Here is a 19,598-nt window from a genome sequence, read left to right as displayed (position 1 = left end):
CAATTTCTGTTCAGGTTGATATGGCTGACCGTGGTTGGTGCGAAATTCATGAAGCCTTGAAATGCATGTTTTCAAGAAAAATAATACTGATGAATATTGTTAGGCGAAAACTTATACGAGTGAAAGTGCTGTCGGGTGGCCGTAGGAGGTTCACGGCTTAATACTGCCCAGTGACCGAGTTAGTCCTATGTAGGTAAAGTTTAAAAGTGGCAGGGGGCGTGGCGAGCAGAGATCGGGTGCGAACGGCTTGAAGAAGTGTCGTGGTTGGAGATCGATGTGATGTTGGGAGAGGGTAGTGACACCCTGCTCGATTGAGTATTAAATGCGCTTGTGATTATTTGAGTTTGAGATAAGAACTTACGGGGTGGTTGATAAGGTAATGCGATATCATGTCCCGCTGTATTAATGGTTTGGCGATAAAATTGGATAGGTGTTCTCCTATCAGAATGCTTCTTCTAATCAAGCATCGACTAGTTCCGGAGTTGTTGAAAACCAATCTGTCGGCCATTGCGCAGGTGATGTGCGAAGCGAGGATGTGTTGGCACTTATCAAAATCTTTTCTGTTTAGGTATTTTTCCCTCTCATGTCTGATTAGTGACACAAAGCCTTTCTTTAAAAACGTGTCATAAAAATCGTTGTAGCTGATTCGGAATTGTTCAAGGGCAACGCTGAGCAATATGCAATCGGGCGGGAGAGTTGGTACCTTAGGGCGGAAAAAATGTGCCGCTCTTTTTATTTTGGTTAAAATAGGGGGATCAATTGGTGTCTCTGAATTTAGATACGAGAGTATGTCGGCGCTGCTTCGATAGAATTCCGCCGTATTGGTCCTGGGTGGTATTTTTTTGGTGTCATATTTGTACAGCTTCTCGATAAGTCTAGGGGTTGGTCTTAACGGAAAGCCCATTGGGGCCAGCATTGTTTCAATAATCGAAAATTTCTTCCGAAACAGATCCAGAACGCTGGGCCGAAAATAAAACGATGACTTACCCGCTACGTGAGAGAGTACATTGCGATAGGCCAGGGCTCTAAGGGTGTGTTCGGAAACTTGTGCACGTTTAGCGGCTATAGTAATGCTCAGGTAATTTTGATTTTCCGTAGGTTTTTCTGTGCTTAGGTGAATGGCAAACTTTGAAATTTCTTTTTTTCTATAGATGGCAGTGGTTCGGGATTGTGTTGTGGCGGGAAAGATTAGTGGCTGGATGCCAAAAAACTGCAGCACATCGGCCAGGCGGTTTACAGAGATTTTCAGAATTTTGCTTGTGGTTTTGCTATTTAAGTATTTTTGTTTGAATTTTTGTATTTCCGTTTTAGGAATGTAGATTTTTTTCACGGATATGTAACAGTGTTTCAAGTAATGCCACTTTATGAGCTCATGAACGGCTGCTTTTTCAATTCGAAGTGATTTCGCGGTCTGCGCATAGCTCAGGAATTTTGCGAAAAAAACGGGATCAGCTGGGAGGTTTGGTAAAATTAGCGGAAACGCTTCCGTGGCTCGTGATTTTTTGTGTGCCAACGTTAGCTTGATTGACTGGATGTCTTCTGAGGTAAATAGCCAGTATGACCAGTGGAGTTCGGCATTGTAGCTGGGTTCAACTTGCGATTCGAGAATGGCTTTGCGAATTTTTATGACTTTAACGCCACAGGTTGCTGCAATGTAGTGCGGAGGTTGGAGTCGATCGAGTAGGCAATCCACGTCAGCTGGAAGAAAAAATTTCCTGCCCTTCTTGCCGCAATAGAATGGCAATAAACCATCTCTGGAATAAGTTTGTACGACGTTCGGTTTTACATTTAGCCGCCTTGCGACCTCTTTGGTAGTCCACATCTCTGACTGTGCGATGGGTAAACGTCCAGCACTCTTGGCGTGATATTCTTCAAGCGCTAGAGATAATGCAAAAATGTCATCATTGGTAAAGAATTTTCTCGTTGCGTTAACGCTTTGGCATATCCGGCTTATGCTGGCGAAGCGTAAGCCCTCCGCCTGCATTTTTCGTCTGGCTTGTCCGGCCGTTAATAGAAAAGGTGTATCGCTCTGGATGCTGTCCTGAGAAAACGATGTCCTTTTCATGAAGGCATTTATAGCTTCATTCACTTCAGGGCTCTTGAAACCTGAGAAACGGGCGGCTATCCAAGACTTATCGATATCGGGATATATGCTATGTAACGCTGATAGGTGTTGCAGAATTCCGTGCGCATCATTATTCGCAATGAGCATAGCTGCTTCATTAATCTGGCAGCGGCTGGCCTCGGGGGCGGTAGGTTTTTTTTGCATAACACTTCCCAAATTGCGAGCAATTCTCATAACCTTGTCAAGGTAAGCTTGATCGTGGGTCTTCAAACTCTGTACAAGATATTGTTCATGCCTGCAGTCCTGGGCAGTGCAGGGAGTACACTTAAGGACAACCCCACAGTAGTGACATTTGCCATGTAGAGCATGCCACCACTTAAAATCTCCACCGCATGCGGGGCAGTGCGCCAAGTATTTTTTCTGGTGATATGGGCAAAATTCTGCAAGTTTTATGTCTTGAATTTGGCGTTGCCAGCCCTCTTCTAAACAGCCGTCACAGTACACAAAAGAACGTAACCTTAGATAAATGCTAGGTATTTCAATTCCGCTGACCAACAAATTCATCGTCTGGGCGCGGTTTACAGTTTTGTAAAATCCACTGAGTACTGCGGGGGCATAGGTCCCCGCCTCTTCTGCTAAAAATTGAGCGATCGCTGATGACTGGGTTACTGCAATGTGTTGTACAGCTGATTCACCCACGCAGTGGCTACTGAATTGACCAATCGTGTGAAATCCATGAAACAGTGTCACCCGTCTGATCAAGCTGTATGGGCTTTCTTCAGCGAGCGGAATTGGTACGAAGATTAGCTTGTTCATTGGTGTACGCCGTTATCAACGCTAGACACTCACTCAGCGTCAAAGTGAATGGATTGGTTGTCTCACTGAGCTGTTTGGGGAGATTCAGGCATTGGCAGGCCTCGAAGAAGTCCTGGCGGGTGAGAGTAGTTGAGTTACGGGTTAAGGCACAGATAACCGCTTCGTGCACGATTTGTCGAAGGTATTCCAGGCTTCCTACGCTCGCAACGTAAAGCGGCGCCATGATCATCAGATCGTGGAGATGAACATCGCCTTCGAACTTCATTAGCTTAAATAACTGCTGATCAAGAACCTTAAGCGTCATGTAGTACTCAGAGGTTTCGAGCTCGCTGAACTTGAAATGCTCCAGATACGCGACGTAGCAATATCTTCTGATGAACGGTGAAAAACTTTGTTTTTTCTGTTCCTTAAGCAGAAGTTTGCACTCTTCTGTGCCTGCCAGCATGATGGGGATCTCACTCTTGCTCAGTAGTGTTACCAGCCAATCCAAGGTCACGCCGCGTGATTTCTCCGCTTCCGGTTTCAACAAGCGCTGGATTTCGTCCAAGATTATGACTCTGACCCGGCATTTTTTTAGACGATCTAGGAGTAGTTCGTTAAGCGCATGCACGTCGCCGTGCGGCGGGTAAACACCCAGCGCTTTGAGTAACGTGGTGCAAATCCCCTTGATCGTCACCGGAGCGGGCACGATGCAGTAGAGCGCGGTTATAATTTTGAATATGCCGTCTTTATCGCACTCTATATACGGCGGATTAAAGGTATCGGTGAACAGCTCGCACAGACGAGATTTTCCGGAGCCGGACGGCCCGATGATGAAGGCGCAGCTTGCCGTTTTACGTATTTCAGTGGCTTCCACGGCTTTGGAAAGCTGGGAGTAGGCGAACTGATAGCTGGGAAAGAACACGGTCTGTTTATTGAATTCGACCATGGCTTGAGCTTTCGATTCATCGAGCATGTTTGGTCACCACGCTCGCATAATCCGGTGGGGTATCAGGATGGAATTGATAACGTCTGTTGCTGTCATCCTCCCGAGCCACTGAAGGGGCGGGCAAGCTCGGCCAAGCGTTGAAGTCGCCACGCTCCTCCGCGCGTTTCCGTGTTTTCCATTCAGTTTTGGTTTTCGCGTTGGCCAGTTCTCGTAATATCTGAACCCGCGCCTCGCGTGCGGCACTGTAGTTTGGTGATTGCTTTCTGGCTCTGAGCCGGGCCTTGATCATTTCGTGAAGGTGCATGGTCAAACCCTTTTGATAATCGGGATCAACCGCCATGACTTCGAAGAGTTCGCTTGGCGAATTAGGGTCGCAGACCCAGGCCTTGCCCAGTTCGGAAATGTCATAGAGCAGCCGCAGCGACCTAGGTTTGCCGGAATACTGGGTGGCCAGATAACTCACTGCTGGGCCCGTCCAGGCGAGTCCTTGGAAGCGCAACCGGCCATTGTTGGGTTTGACGTAAGCGACACACAGCAGATGGCGATTAAGGTCTTCCTCGCTGTACCTTTTCCGTTCGAACGCGAGAGTATTGGCCTGGTCCTCGTCCCAGGCTTCCTGGGGTGATTTGCCCAAGCCATCTTGGAATCCTGGATGGTATGCAGTAGCGAGCCAATCTTCGAAATTTTTCATGACGTCCTCCAAGGTGAGGGTGGCATTGGCTTCGGAGTCATAAGGATTTGGCCCCGAGAATGTCGTACCGGGCATGCAATGGGCGATGGATGTGGTCCAGGTCTTGAAGAAACTTTCGATGTGCGGTTTTTGATCTGGATTACCCGGTTCACAGTAGGTCACGTCACTGCCAAGGTCCTGAAGGACGCTTTTCAAACGGGCATTGGCGAATTCGCTTCCATTGTCCAGACGATAGCGGCGAGCCAGTCCTCCATAGGGATTACTACTCAACAGTGAATGTTTCAGCGCGCGCATCGTCTTTTCGGTGCTGGGCGGGTTGTAGGAGATGTCCCATCCTGTGATTACCCTGTTTCTCACTTCAATCAGCGCAGTCAAGTAAAGGCGTCCGGTCAAGTGGCCGTTCTCATCGACGGTTTCCACATCGAGTTCATGCGTATCGCCTTCGACGAGGTTGAAGAGCTCCAATGGCCGCCTACATTTTTTACTCCATTTTTGCCTTTTGATGGCTCGACGGTAACCGAGCTGATGGCGGTCGGTCTCGTACCGGTCCAATTCTGTAATGATTCGGTACAGCGTACTGGTCGACGGACAGGCAAGCTGATCGTGTGGAGGCCGTTTTTCGTTGCAGGCGTTAATTGAGCATTGGATGGCACTAATAAGGTCGGTCTTCTTGCACGGTGTAGGCTTAAAGAACAATTGAGCCAAATTGAGTTGGATGAGTTCTTGCACAACCTCTGGCTGCCTGAAAACACGCCGGGTTAGCGAATTCCGGGTTCGCGGGACGAGAGCGAGCTTATTTTCGCCCATGCTCAGGTAGGCTCTTATCCATAGGTAAAGGGCACCGTAGCTCGGCCTCGCTTCGCCCCTCAGCGCGGCAATTTCGGAGAGCAAAGTCAGCACCGGCTGGCGAGGCAGACGGCCGCCCCAGCGCTCCAACACGGGTAGTACATAAGCCAGCCGTTGAGCCATGATGTTCTGCTGGCGTGCATTCAATGCGTCGACGATCAGGTCCACCCGCGGAGCAAACGGTGCCTCCTGGGTTTTGACCAAGGTGCCATTCCGCCAGGCGCGCACCAGGCGCTCATACGACTGAATCACGATTTGCTTGCTGAATTTCAGCGAGCGCAGCTGATAGCGATTGCCTTGGGCCGCGACCACCTGGTAATCGGAACCGCAATATTGGTAATGCTCTCCGACATTGAGCTCCAGAGTGTTCATCACATTCACCACACGCGGCTGAGTAAGTTCAGCGGGCGCTGCAGATTGCAATGCAGCCGTTGATGAAACAGCGCACAGGTGATATCAGCCTGCGGAACTCCCTGTTTCAGCAAAAAACTGATCGACGCACTTCTTTGTGTTTGTTCGCGCAGTAGGCGAAGCATATACGGCACGCTGGCGAGGCTGCCGTTGTAGCCCAAATGGTATAGCGTGCGAAGGTTTTGGATCTGGACAGGATGGCAAAACTGACGCTCTTCAACGCATTCGAACCCTAAACCGTTTCGGCTAAACAGTTGCTCAAGTACGGCACGCCGTATTTGCCATTTTCGATTGCGAGCACCCGCGCAGCTTTTCACCTCGTACACAACCTGGTTACCGTCCACCAGTGTTGCAAGAAAGTCAGGGGTATAGCGGGTTTTCGACTCGGTGAAGCAGATGGTGAAGGGCTGCGATTGGTAGGCGGCGATAGCTGCTTGATATTCCAGATGAATGCAAAAATCAGCCTCCAGTAAGGTCTCGCAGCCTATGTAGACCTGGTTCTTGCGCGAGGCAACGAAGGTCACCAGTTTGCGGGGTTTTCCAAACACCAACGGTTTGCTCGGTTCTAGCGTATAGCCCGTATTTGGCGCTTGCCGATCATATCGAGTAACCATTGATTGGGCTCCGAGAGTGTTAGCGATGGTTGGTCCACATCACTCACCGCCAAGGCCCTCAAGTAAAGAGCGGACATGTCGAGCTCGGGGCCATTGTCCAGGCAATAGCGAAGAGGTTCACCGACATGCTTAGGAGCGAAGGGACGCAGCCCTTTCAGCTTATGTGATCCAGCACTTGACCGCTGGTTCGTTGGGGGGGAAGTCTGCTCGTTCCGAGGGTAATTGTTGATGCCGGCGCGAGTTCGGCCAGGCCGTCTAATGGGATGATCCGCCAAGGCTTCGACCCTACCAATTACCCACTCGCAGATCGCATACCCAGCGCAAAGGTGTGCCCCGAGTACAAGGCGTGTCCGTGTATCGGACAGTATTACGATTTGCATAAGCCCACCCATAGGTTCGTCGACATGGATGTCGGGTGTCCATGTCGACAGCGGTTCGACGCAGACCTTCATCCCAAGCGCGCCCAGCAGGTAACTGAACAAGCTATGTTTGGGATCGCGAGAAAAATCCCCCGCGAACAGCCAATTATCCCGGCGAAACAAATTCAGGTTGGGGGGCGTACTGGCCTGTGGAGACGGATAGGGGCAGTGATGGAGGTTGGACAGCGACAGCGTCGTTCGTAAAGGAAAGGCGTGGTGCCGAAGCGCTTCGTCGCGCTCAGGTTGAGTGATTGATGAGAGCGGAGAGATCGCCAAGGGCAGCAGGCGACGCGAGCTAAAAGCCCATTCTGCACTGGCGCGACGTGCAGTCGCTTCTCTTCGCAAACGATACCGATCAAGTATGGTGCTCATGATGGTGGCGCTCTCAGCACGTGACAGAAGTTTGCTGATTTTTTGCGTTGTTAACATTATTCAACACCACTCTTGACCGCAGATCTACGTCCTAAAATTTGTCGAACTATCCCCTTGAGGCGGCTGGTTTTGACGCCATTTTATCAACGCATGTTGTGATGTTCGCCGGGGCGCGCGCGCTCGTTGGCCAGCAGTGTGCTTCACTGCAGGTGTTTGAAGCGGAAAAGGGTGAGGTGCCATGCCTGGTTCATCACTAGTCGGCCAACTGAGAGGCCGCGTAGTTGCTCACAGTCTGTGTAATTGCTTTGGATGTCGGCACGACGGACCCGCATTGGAGCGATGTGGCTGCGCATGGACACACCAGCATCATTCACGGATAAACCCGAACCGTAACAACAAGTGGCGGCGGTTACTGACAGGCAGTGAGCTTCATAAGATCTGTTTGAACGAACTGCTGGTGGACTTTCCAACTTTGCAGCCCGTGATGAGTGACCCGTTGTGGGACGTCCTGAGCCGGCTCTGGGATATGCGGCGCCACACCGATCATCTGGCACAAACCCTCTACTTGGGGAACGGATACCGGCTTCCGGCGCTTGGTCCCGTCCTGATGCGTCGCCTGTGTGTCTGCCCCGACTGGCGCAACTTGGGGTTTGTCCTCGCTCTATTGGGTTCGACCGCCAGACAGTTCAAATCCCACCGTAATTGGTTGCGCACACATTTTCTGAATTACCTGCTCCTGGTGTGTATGACTGAACCAGGATGCTTCGTCCGTCAGCCGCTGTACGAGTTGCTCAATGAATTGTATAGGCGCGGTTTGTTTGAGCTCATTGATGATTGGCCGTCCGACTCCGCTGCCTTTGAGCAGGCCTATATGGAACTCAACCGCTACGCTGACTGGCTGCGCTATCGCGGCTGGATATCCGGTTGGGACCTCTACGCCTGTACCGTTGTTCAGTATTGCTGGCCGGACGAAGCATGGCAGCGGCAGAACGCCTCGGCGCTAGTCGGTCCGTCAGCGCCCTTTGAGCGGTCAACGCGGCAGGCTAAGTGGGTGGAGGCTGCACTTAAGGGCCACCGACGTGATCGTTTTGCGATGGGTGAATGGCCCGACGTTTCCGCTGCATCAGCGACCGAACCTGCGCCCGTCGCAGCGGGCTTCAGCTAGGGGCGGCCTGGGAGCAAAGCTAGCTGTCGGCGGTGGTCAAGGGTGGTGGTGCCGAGTGGCTGAGCAAGTCCTGCAAGCGCGCGATCTGTTGCCGCTGGAACCGCAGTTCGCGACGGCTCTGCCGTTCCGTGAGCACCTGACGCTTGACCCGTTCGCGCAGGCCGGCGTGTTCGGTGGTCAACGCTTGGACCCGCGCCTGCGCGCTGTGCTCGCGGACTTCCGCATCCTGGTTTTGTTGTCGCAACTGCTGCAGCGCACGTTCACGTTGGCGAGCTTGCTGGCCCTGGTGGCGTAGTTCACCGACCAGCCGTTCGTTGTCCTGGAATAGGCGGGCGAGTTCTTCTTGCTTGTCCGAAAGACTGATACGCAGTGCACGCAACTCGTGTTGCAACTGCTGCACTTGCGCGTCGTGACGCTGGGTTTCCTGCTCACGCTGGGTCAGATGCTCTTGGCGAAAGTGCTTCAGAGCCTCGCGCGCTTGGCGGTGCTTGTCCTCCAATGACTGGAGGTGCGCCGCCCGTTCGATCAACAGCTGGTTCAGGTCGTGTTGCAGCTGGCCCAAACGTTGGCATTCGCCGTCCGCTTGGCGCAGTTGCTCCTGGAGTGTTCGTTCGTGCTCACGCAGCGCCTGCAGCTCACGATCGAGGCCGGCGTAAGCGCTCTGCAGGTGATCGATTTGCGCCTGGTGCTGCAGCCGCTGCTGCTCATACGCCGAACGATCCCGCTGCAGGCGCTGGCGATCCTCGGCGACCGCCTGTTCGGCAAGCACCGTGAGGCGAGCACTTAAACCGGCGACAAAGCTGTGCAGTTCCTCGTCGGGGGTAGGCGGCAGCGCCTGCTCTCGGGCGCCGAGTTCCTTCAGGTAGCGCTGAATGGTGCTCTTCGAACCGGTGTTGCCCAGCTCCACGCGCACGGCGTCGATGCTGGGGTGCTGGCCGCGGGCGAGCAGCGCTTCGCGGGCGATTTGCACCACGGCCTTGTTGATGCCACCGCGTGCCATGGCCTGACTCCGACGATTTCGTACTGGTTTACGGAGTATGCAATTACAGCTGTAACCCTGCCTTTAGGACGGCAGGAATTCGGACGGACTGGCGTTCGAGAATGCTGAATTCTTGAACGTGACAAGCCTTAATCGGTGCAGAGCTCCGGAAAGGCGGTATGCGGGAGGTCTCGTGAGCGATTCGGAGCGGTACTTACAGGCGGCGCGACGCGAGAGCACCCAGCGTCGTTACGCACAGGCCATTGAACACTTTGAAGCGGAGTGGGGCGGGGTGCTGCCGGCCTCCAGTGAAAACATCGTGCGTTACCTGGCAGCCTATGGCGCGCAGTTGTCCAGCAACACCTTGCGTACGCACCTGGCGGCATTGGCCCAATGGCACCAGCAGTACGGCTTCGATGACCCGACCAAAGCGTCGCGGGTGCGTGATGTCCTGCGCGGCATTCAGGCGCTGCATCCGCAACCGATCAAGCAGGCTGAAGCGCTGCAGTTACAGAGGCTGGAAGCGTGCATTGAGGGCTTGAACCTGCAGTTGACCTCTGAACAAAGGGCGGTGCGACTGCGTGCGGCGCGGGACCAGGCGTTGATCCTGATGGGTTTTTGGCGTGCGCTGCGGGGCGACGAATTGTGCCGATTGCGTATCGAGCATATCCAGTTGCGTGAAGGGCAAGCGCTGGAGATTTTCCTCACCAGCAGCAAAACCGATCGCGACCATCGCGGCCGCACCCTGGTGCTCCCGGCACTGAAGCGATTATGCCCAGTGGACGCCTACCAGCAGTGGCTCTTCGTCAGTGGCCTCCACCACGGGCCAGTGTTTCGCGCCATCGACCGTTGGGGCCATTTAGCGGAGGAACGGGTCAATCCGAACAGCCTCTCGCGTATTTTGCGTCTGGCGTTTGTGCGCAGCGGTGAAGCTGGCGAGGGTTACACCGCGCATTCGCTGCGCCGCGGTTTTGCCACCTGGGCCAGTCGCAATCAGTGGAGCAGCAAGGCGTTGATGGAGTATGTCGGTTGGCGCGATGTGCAGTCGGCGATGCGCTATATCGAAGCGGATGTGCCGTTTGGCGATTGGGCCCGTTGAGCGTTCCGACGGCGCCCCTCTGACCTGTCGGAAGGCTAGAGATGCATGCCCATGACAGGGTTTAGACATAACTTGCTGGCCGTCCAGTGACAAGCTGCCACACGTGGTGAGCTGAGAATGGTTGGCCATTGAGGGGAGACCGGTGCGGTCGCGGATGAACTGTTTCGAACCCAACTCGTAAGGAGTGAAAAGCGATGGCAACAATTATTGAGCTACCGCCTCAGGGCGTTCCCAAACAACTCACAGCGCGTGCGGCTGTAGTGCATCTGGGTGAGCATTTTGAATCATTTCTGGCTGCCAACAATCTTCATGGGTGGTACCCGGATGCAAATTACGTATTTCGCGACGATCGTTTGGCCGATCGGTTTGTTTTGATTGCACTGAGTCCTGGACTTTTTTTAAATCGGTGCAGAATCACCAATAAAAGATTACGCAAAATCGCCAGCGTATCGGGCTCCAAAATTAAGTGCGGGGCTATGTACGAAATGTTGGCACATGCGTTGGGCTATAGCAGTTGGTACTTTGCTTACAAATGCAGGACGGTCGATGATTTTATCGAAAATACCTGGCCGCTTGGCGGGACTATTAGTTTGCTATCTTTTGATGAGCAAGCCATCGAAAAGATTAATAGAACAAGTGTTGGTGCTCGAATGGTCGAACGTTATCGGTTCAATAAAATAAGAGACAAGCATGACCGTGGCAAATGAACGGCTTACGGACTAGATTGTGCGAAAAGCTCGAATGTCGTCTTGGCGGGAACTAAGCTAGGTGAGGTTTTGAAGCTGTCAGAGCGGGACGATGGATCATCAGGTTTCGCTTGCCGCTTACGAACGGGATTGCTATACGTAAACGGATTTTCGGTTTCAGGTAGCGAGGAGTTACTGTCATGAAAACGACATTTTTTTCAGAATTCATTCGAGCTGCGAAAGAAGCCCCACGACTCTATTTTGTACCGTTGGTTGGGGCGGTCAGAGCGATCAAGGCTGAGTTTCGCCGGGTGGAGAAGGCAGAAGGTCAGACGCCACTGGATCCCACCGCGAAGCAATGAAAATTGCCCCCAACCAAGATCCGCTCTCGACGGTTTTTTTTACTTACAGGCAATCAAAAGAACGATGCTTCATCGTAGTCTGAGAAACTCAATGAGTTTACGCCTTTATCACGGACTGCTTCATGGCTTTTTCAGGTGGAGCTTTGTTGCTTGAGATGGTAATTGTAAAAATCGTCAGGGGGAAGTTCGTGAAGCTCTCCTCGAGGCAAGAAGGCAACAAGACCCCTGAAGGAATAAATGCACGTCCAGAACTGATTGTTTTAGGGGGGTATACGCTCGGCCAGTGAGGCCCAACCGCTTCTTCGCGCCGCAAAACCAGCTTCTCCAAGGTCTTAGTGGTGGTGATACTGCTTCGTGTAAACCACCTTTATGACTTGTAAACTACCGAGGTTTACAGTGCAAAAATGAGGGTTACAAGATTCAGGATTACCCTCGATATCTATTTTTGGTCGACACCTCAGGCAGTGATCTTACTTGCGAGCCGTGTGCGGCCACGCCTGCGAAATTACACTGCACTAGGCTGTTCAAACCCCATTCCGACCAGGAGGAAGGGCGCTTTGTCCGGGTTTGGGAGCGGGTTTTCGATGGTCAGCATAATGGATATCGGCGCAGCCTGGATTGGGTGCTGACCATCAATGCATCACCCTGGCCGTGGCCATCGCCACGCTGGCGGCGACGGCGGTACTGTGCGTCGGTATCCCCCAAGGGCTTCTTCCCGAACCAGGACAACGGTTTGATTCAGGGCGTGCCCGAAGCGGCGGCGGATATTTCGCCCATCGCCACGCGGGCACAGGTCAACCGCGCTGCCGAAATCATCGGTCAAGGGCTTCGGCTTTCCCCTTTCGGTAGCCCACACCCACCAGAGGCTGATGGCAACCACGACATTCACGATACCCCAAAGCATACGTGGTGCCTTGATATCGGCTCCAGCGCTCGGACACTTCCTGCTTAAGCCGCAGTAGCAGCGAGCTCTCAGCAAGGGGGCCGAAGCCTGATCGCCCCTGTTTGAATGTACGTTGAAGCATTCATGAACGGCCAATTGCGATCGTTCGCGATAGGCAGCAATTGGCCGATTCTGTTGAAAAAGTCGGTCATCCAAAACTGCCTGATCATTGACCGGTGAAAACGCATTTTTTACACACTGCTCGTGACATCTGCGTCGGGAAACCTCTGCTGAAAGTAAAGATTTCAATCTCGGACGTGTACTTTTAAGTTGCGGAAAACATGGCCGACTGTTTTCAACAGAATCCGCCGATAACGGACGGTTAGGCGGCGCAGCGAGCTGCAGAGAGTGTCGTGTGCTTTGAGGAGGCATCGTGCTGCTCGTCAGCCCCCGATACTGGCGACCAACTGCTGTGATGATTGCTCCTAGACATCCATTGTTTGGTGCTGCGACAAAGCCCTTAGTTCCTTTCTGACAGGTTCTCCGGGCGAGGTTCCAGGGAGGTCGAGGAGTAGGCTAAGGAGTCGGTTAGCGACTTTAGTCACTGTCGAAAACGGCAGGTAGTATGCAGTGGCCTGTGCCACTGTTGCCGAAGGGCGTGCTTCACCTTTGATGAGGTTGCACTACACCCTTACTGCTATCCGCAACCCTGGAACGGTGACACGCAATGGATGCCAGCATTCAGAAGATCGAACTCTACGGTTATGCTCTTGATACCCCGCAGAGCAAGCTCGATACAAATCTGGTCAGGCAAGCATTCTCAACGGTCGCCTCGACGTGGTCGCTCAACGTCAATGCCGGCTTTACGATCTGTTTTCCAACCTGGATGGCCTCTATGAAGGCGGCGACGATCTGGCAGATGAAATCCGCAGCTAGGCAATAGGCCAGAGTATCAAGCTCACCGTGGCTCACGGGATTTACGATAGGGAACTAATGCTTACACCTGTTGCTTTTTGAAAACTTCTCATTGGAGCTATGACGGAGAAAATTGGCACAGCGTATCTCTGTATGTGTTCAAGGCTATGAACAGCCCCCGCTCCAAATACCGCCGCTCGTTGGGCGTCAAAATAGATTTGCAGCGTGACTCTTGGTACTTTCCTGCTTCCGAACTATGCTACTGGCATTTTGCCGGCCTAATGGCGGTGACAGGGAGTCCTGATGGGTATCATCGTACGCGTCCTCAAAGCGAATCATGGAGACTGCATCCTGGTTACCCATGAGGGGCCTTCCGGTGTGTTTAACCTACTGGTAGATGGGGGAACCGCGCAGACCTTCAAGCATGGGCCTAGGCAGCGCTACTCGGGAGCACTCTGTGATGCTCTGGACGAGCTGAAGGATCAAGGGCAGTCCGTCGACCTGGCCATTCTTACCCACATTGACGACGATCACATCCACGGTTTAATCAAAGCTTTCGAAGAGCCTGATTACCTGGGAAAAATGGTCAAGTCTATGTGGTTCAACTCATCACGGCTAATAACCCGACACTTCAATGTTCCGGAAATACCGGAAAATAACATCATGCTGGCTGACGACTCGCCTGAAACCAGCGTGAAACAAGGCCAAGACCTTGAGAAACTGCTCGACAAGCTTGGGTGCAAACGTGCCCCGCTTATCATGGCTCCCCAAGAATATGAAATTGGCCCGTTCAAGTTGAAAATTCTGTCTCCTAATAGGAAGCAGCTTGAGAAGCTTTTACACAAATGGCCAGTGGAGGAGGATTCTGGAGAGACGTCCGCGCATGACAATGACTACCACCTTTCTCTAGATGACATTTGGGCGGATGACAAGTTTGAGTCGGATTCGTCCGTGTACAATGGTAGTTCTATAGCATTCATCTTAGAAGCTGATGGGGAAAAAATGCTTTTTCTCGGAGATGCTCATGATGAGGTAGTCGTAAGTAATCTGCGGCGTTGTGGCTACAGTGCAACCAACAAGTTAAAGCTGGAGCTTGTGAAACTCTCGCATCATGGAAGCCAATACAACACAAGTAGTGATTTTTTGTCGTTGCTGGATTCGCCGCTATATATTATTTCCACAGACGGATCTAGGCACGGCCTGCCAAACAAAAGAACTATTGCTCGGATTATAAAAAGTACCAGTGGCAAAGCAGCGTTTAATTATGAGGATGTGATTGAGCAGCTACTTTTTGCTGATGAAGTTGAGGATTTTTCCTCTCGTCTTGAAGTGCTTGGTGATGAGATCAGATTCTAAAATGACATTCTCGGAAATCATGCGGTCATATTGTGTCATGGTGAATGGTGGCAGTGGAGTGCTGGTTAATGCGATGACCAATGACTATTCCTATGTGCTCACAGCTGGGCATGCAGTTGAGGCAGATGCTGCCACCAATGTTGTTACCGACCATCAAGGGCGTAATATTGAAGTTCTAGAGGTGCTACCTTCTCCAAAAGTTGGTAGGAAAAAGCCCCTAGACTGCGCGGTGTTAAAGGTCGCTCACCAAGCCGATGTTGCGCAAAGATCTTGGGCTGCTTCAGATTTGCCACACAGGGCTAATTTGACAGTGGTTGGCTTTCCCGAAACAGAAAGAAAAAGTGCAGAACCTGTAAAGCAATGGGATGGCCATTCGACTAGTGTGGCTGATGAGCTAGTAGTATTTACTGTGGATGGTATTCCAGGCGTAGACATTCTCAAGGGGATCTCTGGTGGCGGGGTATACCATGTTGATAATGGTTATCCATACCTTGTAGGTGTTGAGTTTAAAATGGAGGCTACACGAAGGGGGAATCAATTTGGTCGTGTAGAGTGTCATAGCCTTGCAAGGTTTAATGAAATAGTCGCTGCGCACTCAAGTGCTCCGATGATTCCCGCTCACCTTGAATGCTTCTCTAGAGTGCGAGAGATGATCTTTGAGTTCAATGTGGTTGAGCAGCGAAACGTTCAAGACCTTAAGGCTTCATTGATCAATATTGCAGATTCGCTGATTTCAAATGGTTTGCCTCCTCCCTACGAAATCATGAAAAAGTATAAGACTCAATTGCTGCTGGATCCTAAGCACGCTGGCGAGCTAGAAGTACGAGCGTTGTGGGTTGCTTATTTAGAGTTTGTTGTCATATCCGCGCTAATGGATAATGTTGGTGTGACTGATGGAAGGTATATTGAAGGTATTGAGAAGCGGCGTCGATTGCTGTACACGAGTGATACCTCGAATTGGATTGGTCGTCTGGAAGAAGTTCTAAAAATTGCACGTAAGCTTCTGGACAGAAACGGGACCCTCATTGTTGCCTCACCTGACATAGCAGCAAAACCGTTCCCACCGAAATTCAGGCTTGAAGGCGTAATAAGTAATATTTCTGTAGTGCCCAATCAAGGCCCGTTAGCTATTGATAATGTAGAGGGTGAACTATACGCGAGCTTTAAGCTGGCCCATTTGGAAGGGTTGCGTAGTAGTTGTGTCATTGAACAAGAAGATGAATATCCAAAAAAATTCCCAGGTAGGCAGCAGTTGCAATATTTTAGGGAAAGGCTGAATGAAATTATTACTTAAAGAGTACGATCTTGGTTTTCTCAGTGCTCAGTGTGACGGCATTGAGTTTCATATGTTTCGATCGGATGACTCTCTGTCATACATTTCTTGCATAGCCTGCTTGTGTGAGCGCGCATCAGATATCATCAAGCACTGGCGCGCGATTCAAGGTTTTGTTTCTGTTCATTATCAGCCGAAAGGGAATTTGGCATCATGGAACTTGTATTTAGCCTACGTTACGACTCAGAAAGTGTCGCTGTGGCAAAAGTATGAAATTGAAAATAATAAATTTTCTGCTCGTAAAGTAGTGCTAGATGGTTATTCTGAAATGCCTACGCCCGATCAGTTGGCTGTTGAGCTGGAAAAGCAACTGCTAGGCTCCGATTTGACACTTGATTCGCGCGTAAATGAGCCAAGAGAAGCTTTGCTTTCCCTAGAAGAATTTGTGCGTGGCGCACCGTTGGATCAGAAGGTTGAGTCCAAAGAAAAGCGCGCCTCTATGATTAATAACATTATAGAATTTCTGAATAAAGATGAAAATCAAAAAAGTTGAGATCGAAGCGTTTCGCGCTTATAAGTTGAAATCTGAAGGGACTTTTGATTTTACCAATGCGGGTGATGTTCCTTCTGACTTTGTAGCTATATTCGCGCCAAATGGTTTTGGTAAAAGCTCGTTTTATGATGCGGTTGAGTGGGCTGTAACCAACCATCTGGAGCGGCTTGGGGGTGAGTATAATAAGGCTAATTACGAGAGCGCCGCTCGTATTACGAAATATGATAAGGTTGGGCAAAAGATACTTAGGAATAAGTATGCCGATAAAAAGATGGCTACCAGGGTTGTAGTTGATACAACCAGGCCTAAGCCATTTTCCCGAACGCTTCCTACTGTCAGATCTAATGGGCGAGATTTGCGAATTGGAAACACTGAAGATCGGGAGAATGATTATTTCCGGCGAGTGATTTTGAGCCAAGATGAGATTGACAGGTTTCTTAGAGAAGCAAAGCCGCAACAGAGATATGAGAAATTTATGGAAAGTTTCGGTGGTCAAGCCGAAATTGCTCGTAAAGAGCTAACAGTGCTTATGGCTGATAACAGTGCTGAGCTAATTAATCTTAATAACCAGCGCGAGGAGCTCATCGCGGAGCTCGAGCAGCCAGTAGATCTTTCCATATTTGAGCGTTTCAACGCAGAGGCCTCAAAACTCAATGATCTCGGTGAAAATATCACTCTGGCTGATGAAGGTTTTTCTTCTCAGAGTGAGCATGCACTAAGTTCGAGTCTCGTCTCAAGGCAGCATGAACTCACTGTGGAGCTGGAGTCAAATGCTCGGACGATAGAAACACTCTCGGATAGAGTTTTTAAGACGGTCGATGTGGAGCTCCAAAGAAAATTTATTGAGGAGAAGAAGGATGCTTCTGCGCGTCTTTCGCAAGGGGTGATTGATGCTGATAATTACCAGCTGCTGCTAGATGGGTATAATAAGTGCAAGTCTGATCTTCAGCAGACAAATGACCGCCTTGGAAAAATTGTTTCGATCAGTGAAAACTTAAACGAATATTTCGACACTGAAGCGCGTCTAGGTGAGATTGCTACAAGACAGAAATCATTAGGCGAGGCGCGTTCGGGCAGTTCTTCTCAGTTACTGGGCCTGGCTAAATCTGCAGAGGATTTAAAGAAAGAGCTAAAAGAGTCTGACGAAAGGGCTTTATTCCTCAGGAATTCGATTGATAATGCTGGCCCGATTTATTCTGAAATGTCGGTTCATCGCGCGCGAGTCGAGTTTCTTGGGCAGCATATAGCGGAAAAAGAAATTGCAGTTCGCCTAGACAAGTCAAAATTAAGTGATTTGGCGGAAGAAATTAAAAAAGTTTCTGCGCTTAAGGTTACTTCGGACTTTCTCTTGTTTGATCCCTTAGGTTTGTCCCTTATAGATCAAGATAAGATCGATAGGTTGACGCGGTGCTTTAGTGAGCTCGATACTATCAAGGCGTTTGAGCAAACGGTACATACGACCCAGAAAGCGCTGACTGATCAGATGGGGGTGCACGAACGGCTTATTGCTACAGGGATTGAGTATCTTAATGCATGGCCGTCTCATGTTTGCCCTTTATGCAGCGCAAATCATGAGTCAGCTGATGAACTGCTGGATAAAGTCAAAGGCCAGCATCTGTTGTCTGCATTGAGTCAAGAGAACACAGATAAGCTTGCGCTCTCTAGGTTGCGTAAAGAAAAGCTATTGAGTGAAATTGATGATATTGCTCGGGGCGCGGCGGAAGTACATATTCTGCAACTTACTAGCCTTCAAGGGAAGTCTAAAGATTTAAGCAGTCGACTAGATCAGGCAGAACGCGAAAAATCTACCTTTGAGGCAGAAAAAAAGGCTTTAGAGCACCGAATCAGCGAGTTGGAAAAATCTGTATGGAATCTTACTCAAGATGAGCTGATACAGCGCGCTGAAGCGGAAGTGCGCCAGCTCTCCGAAAAGCGGGCAGATCTGATGCTCCGCCAGACGGGCTTGGCAGAGCAAATAGATGTTCTCAAGAATAAAATTTCGGAAAACGATTTGGAGTTGCAGGTTCTAGTTTCAGAGTACAATACTAGAAGTGGCTTGGATGCTTATCTCTTGGTGCTTAAATATTTAACTGATAATGCACTGAGCTCTGCAGACCTCAGAAGTTATTGTGACCTTAAGAAGGCCGAAGTTACTACTGAGTTGGAAAATCACAGGCGAAACAGTGAGGCTCTCGCTACCCAGTGCAACACCCTGCAACAGAAAATGCAAGATGATGGGAATTGGGTTGAGTTTTCGCTACTTAGGTCTCAAAAAGAAAGCTTGGGGCTAGATCTTGCACGATCTCAATCAGCGATAAATGCTTTCTATGAAAGCCTTGCTGGCTTGATTGATGTTAAGGGCGAGAAGGATCTGGGAAAAATTAAATCTATAATGACGGGTGGAATAAGTAATCGGCTTCTGCGGAATGATAGCCTTGAACGCTTAGTTAATGGCTTCAAGCTGCTGCTTGAGTTGATGATTTCATTTAAGCCCTATGTTAAGCGTCTGTCGCTGCAACAGGATTTGGCTGCTGTAGAGTTGAAGCTTGATCAGCGAAATAAAGTAAACGATATTCTATTTGCCGAAAGAGGGGCGGTGATTCAGCAGCTGAAAACGTTTATTAATAATTTCTTCTACGAAGACCTTATTAACTCTATTTATCGAAAAATCGATCCGCATCCTTCATTTAAAAAAGTAGAGTTTAAGGCTGATTTTGATGTTGATAAACCAGGTCTGAATATTGTGGTAAGCGATGAGGATGGGGTACAGATTTCACCAATCCTTTACTTTAGTGCTGCCCAATCCAATATTTTGAGCTTAAGCGTATTTCTTGCAAGCGCGCTCCATGCAGTAGATGACAAAGGAAACTCTATTGATGTAATCATGATCGATGATCCTATCCAGTCGATGGACTCGATTAACATTCTTTCGACTATTGATCTGCTGCGCAGTATCTGCCTTCAGTTTAAAAAGCAGATAATTATTTCAACGCATGATGAAAATTTCTTCGGTCTCCTCCAGCGAAAAATACCGGCGGAGATTGTCGGATCAAAATTCTTGCAGCTTGAAAAGTTTGGCGTAGTAGTACCCGTCGAGCCCTTCCTCAATTAGCGTTTGATTACAAAGGGGACGGCCTCGTCCCTTCTTTAACTACCATTGCTTTG

At 50.2% G+C, this 19,598-nt stretch carries 15 protein-coding genes; 10 read left to right on the top strand and 5 right to left on the bottom strand.

All coding sequences use genetic code 11. From position 1 onward, the window contains the following. Positions 1-334: 334 nt before the first annotated feature. From ACZ89R_RS09295 to ACZ89R_RS09280, 4 genes are read right to left on the bottom strand one after another with little or no spacing between them, the layout of a single operon-like run. A complete protein-coding gene (locus ACZ89R_RS09295; protein WP_429545958.1) occupies positions 335-2,881 on the bottom strand; it encodes a helix-turn-helix domain-containing protein in 2,547 nt (848 codons plus the stop codon). Next, entirely contained in the window at positions 2,844-3,836 is a 993-nt protein-coding gene (locus ACZ89R_RS09290; RefSeq protein WP_046043414.1) for an ATP-binding protein, read from the bottom strand. The genes ACZ89R_RS09295 and ACZ89R_RS09290 overlap by 38 nt, the downstream gene beginning before the upstream one ends. Then, the gene (locus ACZ89R_RS09285) at positions 3,826-5,718 is read right to left on the bottom strand and encodes a transposase (protein WP_429545959.1); all 1,893 of its coding nucleotides are present in this window, start codon (positions 5,716-5,718) and stop codon (positions 3,826-3,828) included. Before ACZ89R_RS09285 ends, ACZ89R_RS09290 begins: the two co-directional genes overlap by 11 nt. A gap of 5 nt (positions 5,719-5,723) precedes the next feature. Further along, entirely contained in the window at positions 5,724-6,371 is a 648-nt protein-coding gene (locus ACZ89R_RS09280) for a Tn7 transposase TnsA N-terminal domain-containing protein (protein WP_429545960.1), read from the bottom strand. Between the two features lie 1,233 nt (positions 6,372-7,604). On the opposite strand from ACZ89R_RS09280, the gene ACZ89R_RS09275 reads away from it, so the two are divergent. Beyond that, the gene (locus ACZ89R_RS09275; protein WP_429545961.1) at positions 7,605-8,327 is read left to right on the top strand and encodes a hypothetical protein; all 723 of its coding nucleotides are present in this window, start codon (positions 7,605-7,607) and stop codon (positions 8,325-8,327) included. 19 nt (positions 8,328-8,346) lie between these two features. Here the strand turns inward: ACZ89R_RS09275 and ACZ89R_RS09270 are convergent, their stop codons facing one another. Beyond that, the gene (locus tag ACZ89R_RS09270) at positions 8,347-9,327 is read right to left on the bottom strand and encodes a DNA-binding protein (protein ID WP_429545962.1); all 981 of its coding nucleotides are present in this window, start codon (positions 9,325-9,327) and stop codon (positions 8,347-8,349) included. 172 nt (positions 9,328-9,499) lie between these two features. On the opposite strand from ACZ89R_RS09270, the gene ACZ89R_RS09265 reads away from it, so the two are divergent. The 9 genes from ACZ89R_RS09265 to ACZ89R_RS09225 all read left to right on the top strand — a co-directional run bounded on the left by ACZ89R_RS09265 (position 9,500) and on the right by ACZ89R_RS09225 (position 19,545). Next, on the top strand, positions 9,500-10,405 hold the full coding sequence (locus ACZ89R_RS09265) for a site-specific integrase (RefSeq protein ID WP_429545963.1): 906 nt from the start codon (positions 9,500-9,502) through the stop codon (positions 10,403-10,405). Positions 10,406-10,599: 194 nt separating this feature from the next. Then, positions 10,600-11,112 (top strand): hypothetical protein, encoded by a 513-nt coding sequence (locus ACZ89R_RS09260; RefSeq protein ID WP_429545964.1) that lies wholly within the window; start codon positions 10,600-10,602, stop codon positions 11,110-11,112. 179 nt (positions 11,113-11,291) lie between these two features. Continuing rightward, a complete protein-coding gene (locus tag ACZ89R_RS09255) occupies positions 11,292-11,453 on the top strand; it encodes a hypothetical protein (RefSeq protein WP_429545965.1) in 162 nt (53 codons plus the stop codon). 122 nt (positions 11,454-11,575) lie between these two features. Further along, positions 11,576-11,740, top strand: coding sequence for a hypothetical protein (locus ACZ89R_RS09250; RefSeq protein ID WP_429545966.1), 165 nt, complete (start codon positions 11,576-11,578; stop codon positions 11,738-11,740). Between the two features lie 1,323 nt (positions 11,741-13,063). Then, complete coding sequence (locus tag ACZ89R_RS09245; RefSeq protein ID WP_429545967.1) at positions 13,064-13,279, top strand: hypothetical protein; 216 nt, start codon at positions 13,064-13,066, stop codon at positions 13,277-13,279. 275 nt (positions 13,280-13,554) lie between these two features. Then, the gene (locus ACZ89R_RS09240) at positions 13,555-14,607 is read left to right on the top strand and encodes a ComEC/Rec2 family competence protein (RefSeq protein ID WP_429545968.1); all 1,053 of its coding nucleotides are present in this window, start codon (positions 13,555-13,557) and stop codon (positions 14,605-14,607) included. Next, positions 14,549-15,901, top strand: coding sequence for an ABC-three component system protein (locus tag ACZ89R_RS09235; RefSeq protein ID WP_476241494.1), 1,353 nt, complete (start codon positions 14,549-14,551; stop codon positions 15,899-15,901). The genes ACZ89R_RS09240 and ACZ89R_RS09235 overlap by 59 nt, the downstream gene beginning before the upstream one ends. Further along, on the top strand, positions 15,885-16,433 hold the full coding sequence (locus ACZ89R_RS09230) for an ABC-three component system middle component 1 (RefSeq protein ID WP_429545969.1): 549 nt from the start codon (positions 15,885-15,887) through the stop codon (positions 16,431-16,433). Before ACZ89R_RS09235 ends, ACZ89R_RS09230 begins: the two co-directional genes overlap by 17 nt. Beyond that, positions 16,414-19,545: an AAA family ATPase gene (locus ACZ89R_RS09225; RefSeq protein WP_429545970.1), complete on the top strand. Its 3,132-nt coding sequence runs from the start codon at positions 16,414-16,416 to the stop codon at positions 19,543-19,545. Before ACZ89R_RS09230 ends, ACZ89R_RS09225 begins: the two co-directional genes overlap by 20 nt. The last annotated feature ends 53 nt before the right edge of the window (positions 19,546-19,598 follow it).

The sequence above is a fragment of the Pseudomonas sp. TE3728 genome (assembly GCF_056279145.1).
Note: the sequence above shows the minus strand (reverse complement) of the source record. Positions and strands in the feature narration are given on the sequence as shown.

Bases quoted from the DNA above. Each gene is read 5' to 3' on its own strand.
- ACZ89R_RS09295 (WP_429545958.1), bottom strand. From the start codon at position 2,881: ATGAACAAGCTAATCTTCGTACCAATTCCGCTCGCTGAAGAAAGCCCA.
- ACZ89R_RS09290 (WP_046043414.1), bottom strand. From the start codon at position 3,836: ATGCTCGATGAATCGAAAGCTCAAGCCATGGTCGAATTCAATAAACAG.
- ACZ89R_RS09285 (WP_429545959.1), bottom strand. From the start codon at position 5,718: ATGAACACTCTGGAGCTCAATGTCGGAGAGCATTACCAATATTGCGGT.
- ACZ89R_RS09280 (WP_429545960.1), bottom strand. From the start codon at position 6,371: ATGGTTACTCGATATGATCGGCAAGCGCCAAATACGGGCTATACGCTA.
- ACZ89R_RS09270 (WP_429545962.1), bottom strand. From the start codon at position 9,327: ATGGCACGCGGTGGCATCAACAAGGCCGTGGTGCAAATCGCCCGCGAA.
- ACZ89R_RS09260 (WP_429545964.1), top strand. From the start codon at position 10,600: ATGGCAACAATTATTGAGCTACCGCCTCAGGGCGTTCCCAAACAACTC.
- ACZ89R_RS09255 (WP_429545965.1), top strand. From the start codon at position 11,292: ATGAAAACGACATTTTTTTCAGAATTCATTCGAGCTGCGAAAGAAGCC.
- ACZ89R_RS09250 (WP_429545966.1), top strand. From the start codon at position 11,576: ATGGCTTTTTCAGGTGGAGCTTTGTTGCTTGAGATGGTAATTGTAAAA.
- ACZ89R_RS09245 (WP_429545967.1), top strand. From the start codon at position 13,064: ATGGATGCCAGCATTCAGAAGATCGAACTCTACGGTTATGCTCTTGAT.
- ACZ89R_RS09240 (WP_429545968.1), top strand. From the start codon at position 13,555: ATGGGTATCATCGTACGCGTCCTCAAAGCGAATCATGGAGACTGCATC.
- ACZ89R_RS09235 (WP_476241494.1), top strand. From the start codon at position 14,549: ATGAAGTTGAGGATTTTTCCTCTCGTCTTGAAGTGCTTGGTGATGAGA.
- ACZ89R_RS09230 (WP_429545969.1), top strand. From the start codon at position 15,885: ATGAAATTATTACTTAAAGAGTACGATCTTGGTTTTCTCAGTGCTCAG.
- ACZ89R_RS09225 (WP_429545970.1), top strand. From the start codon at position 16,414: ATGAAAATCAAAAAAGTTGAGATCGAAGCGTTTCGCGCTTATAAGTTG.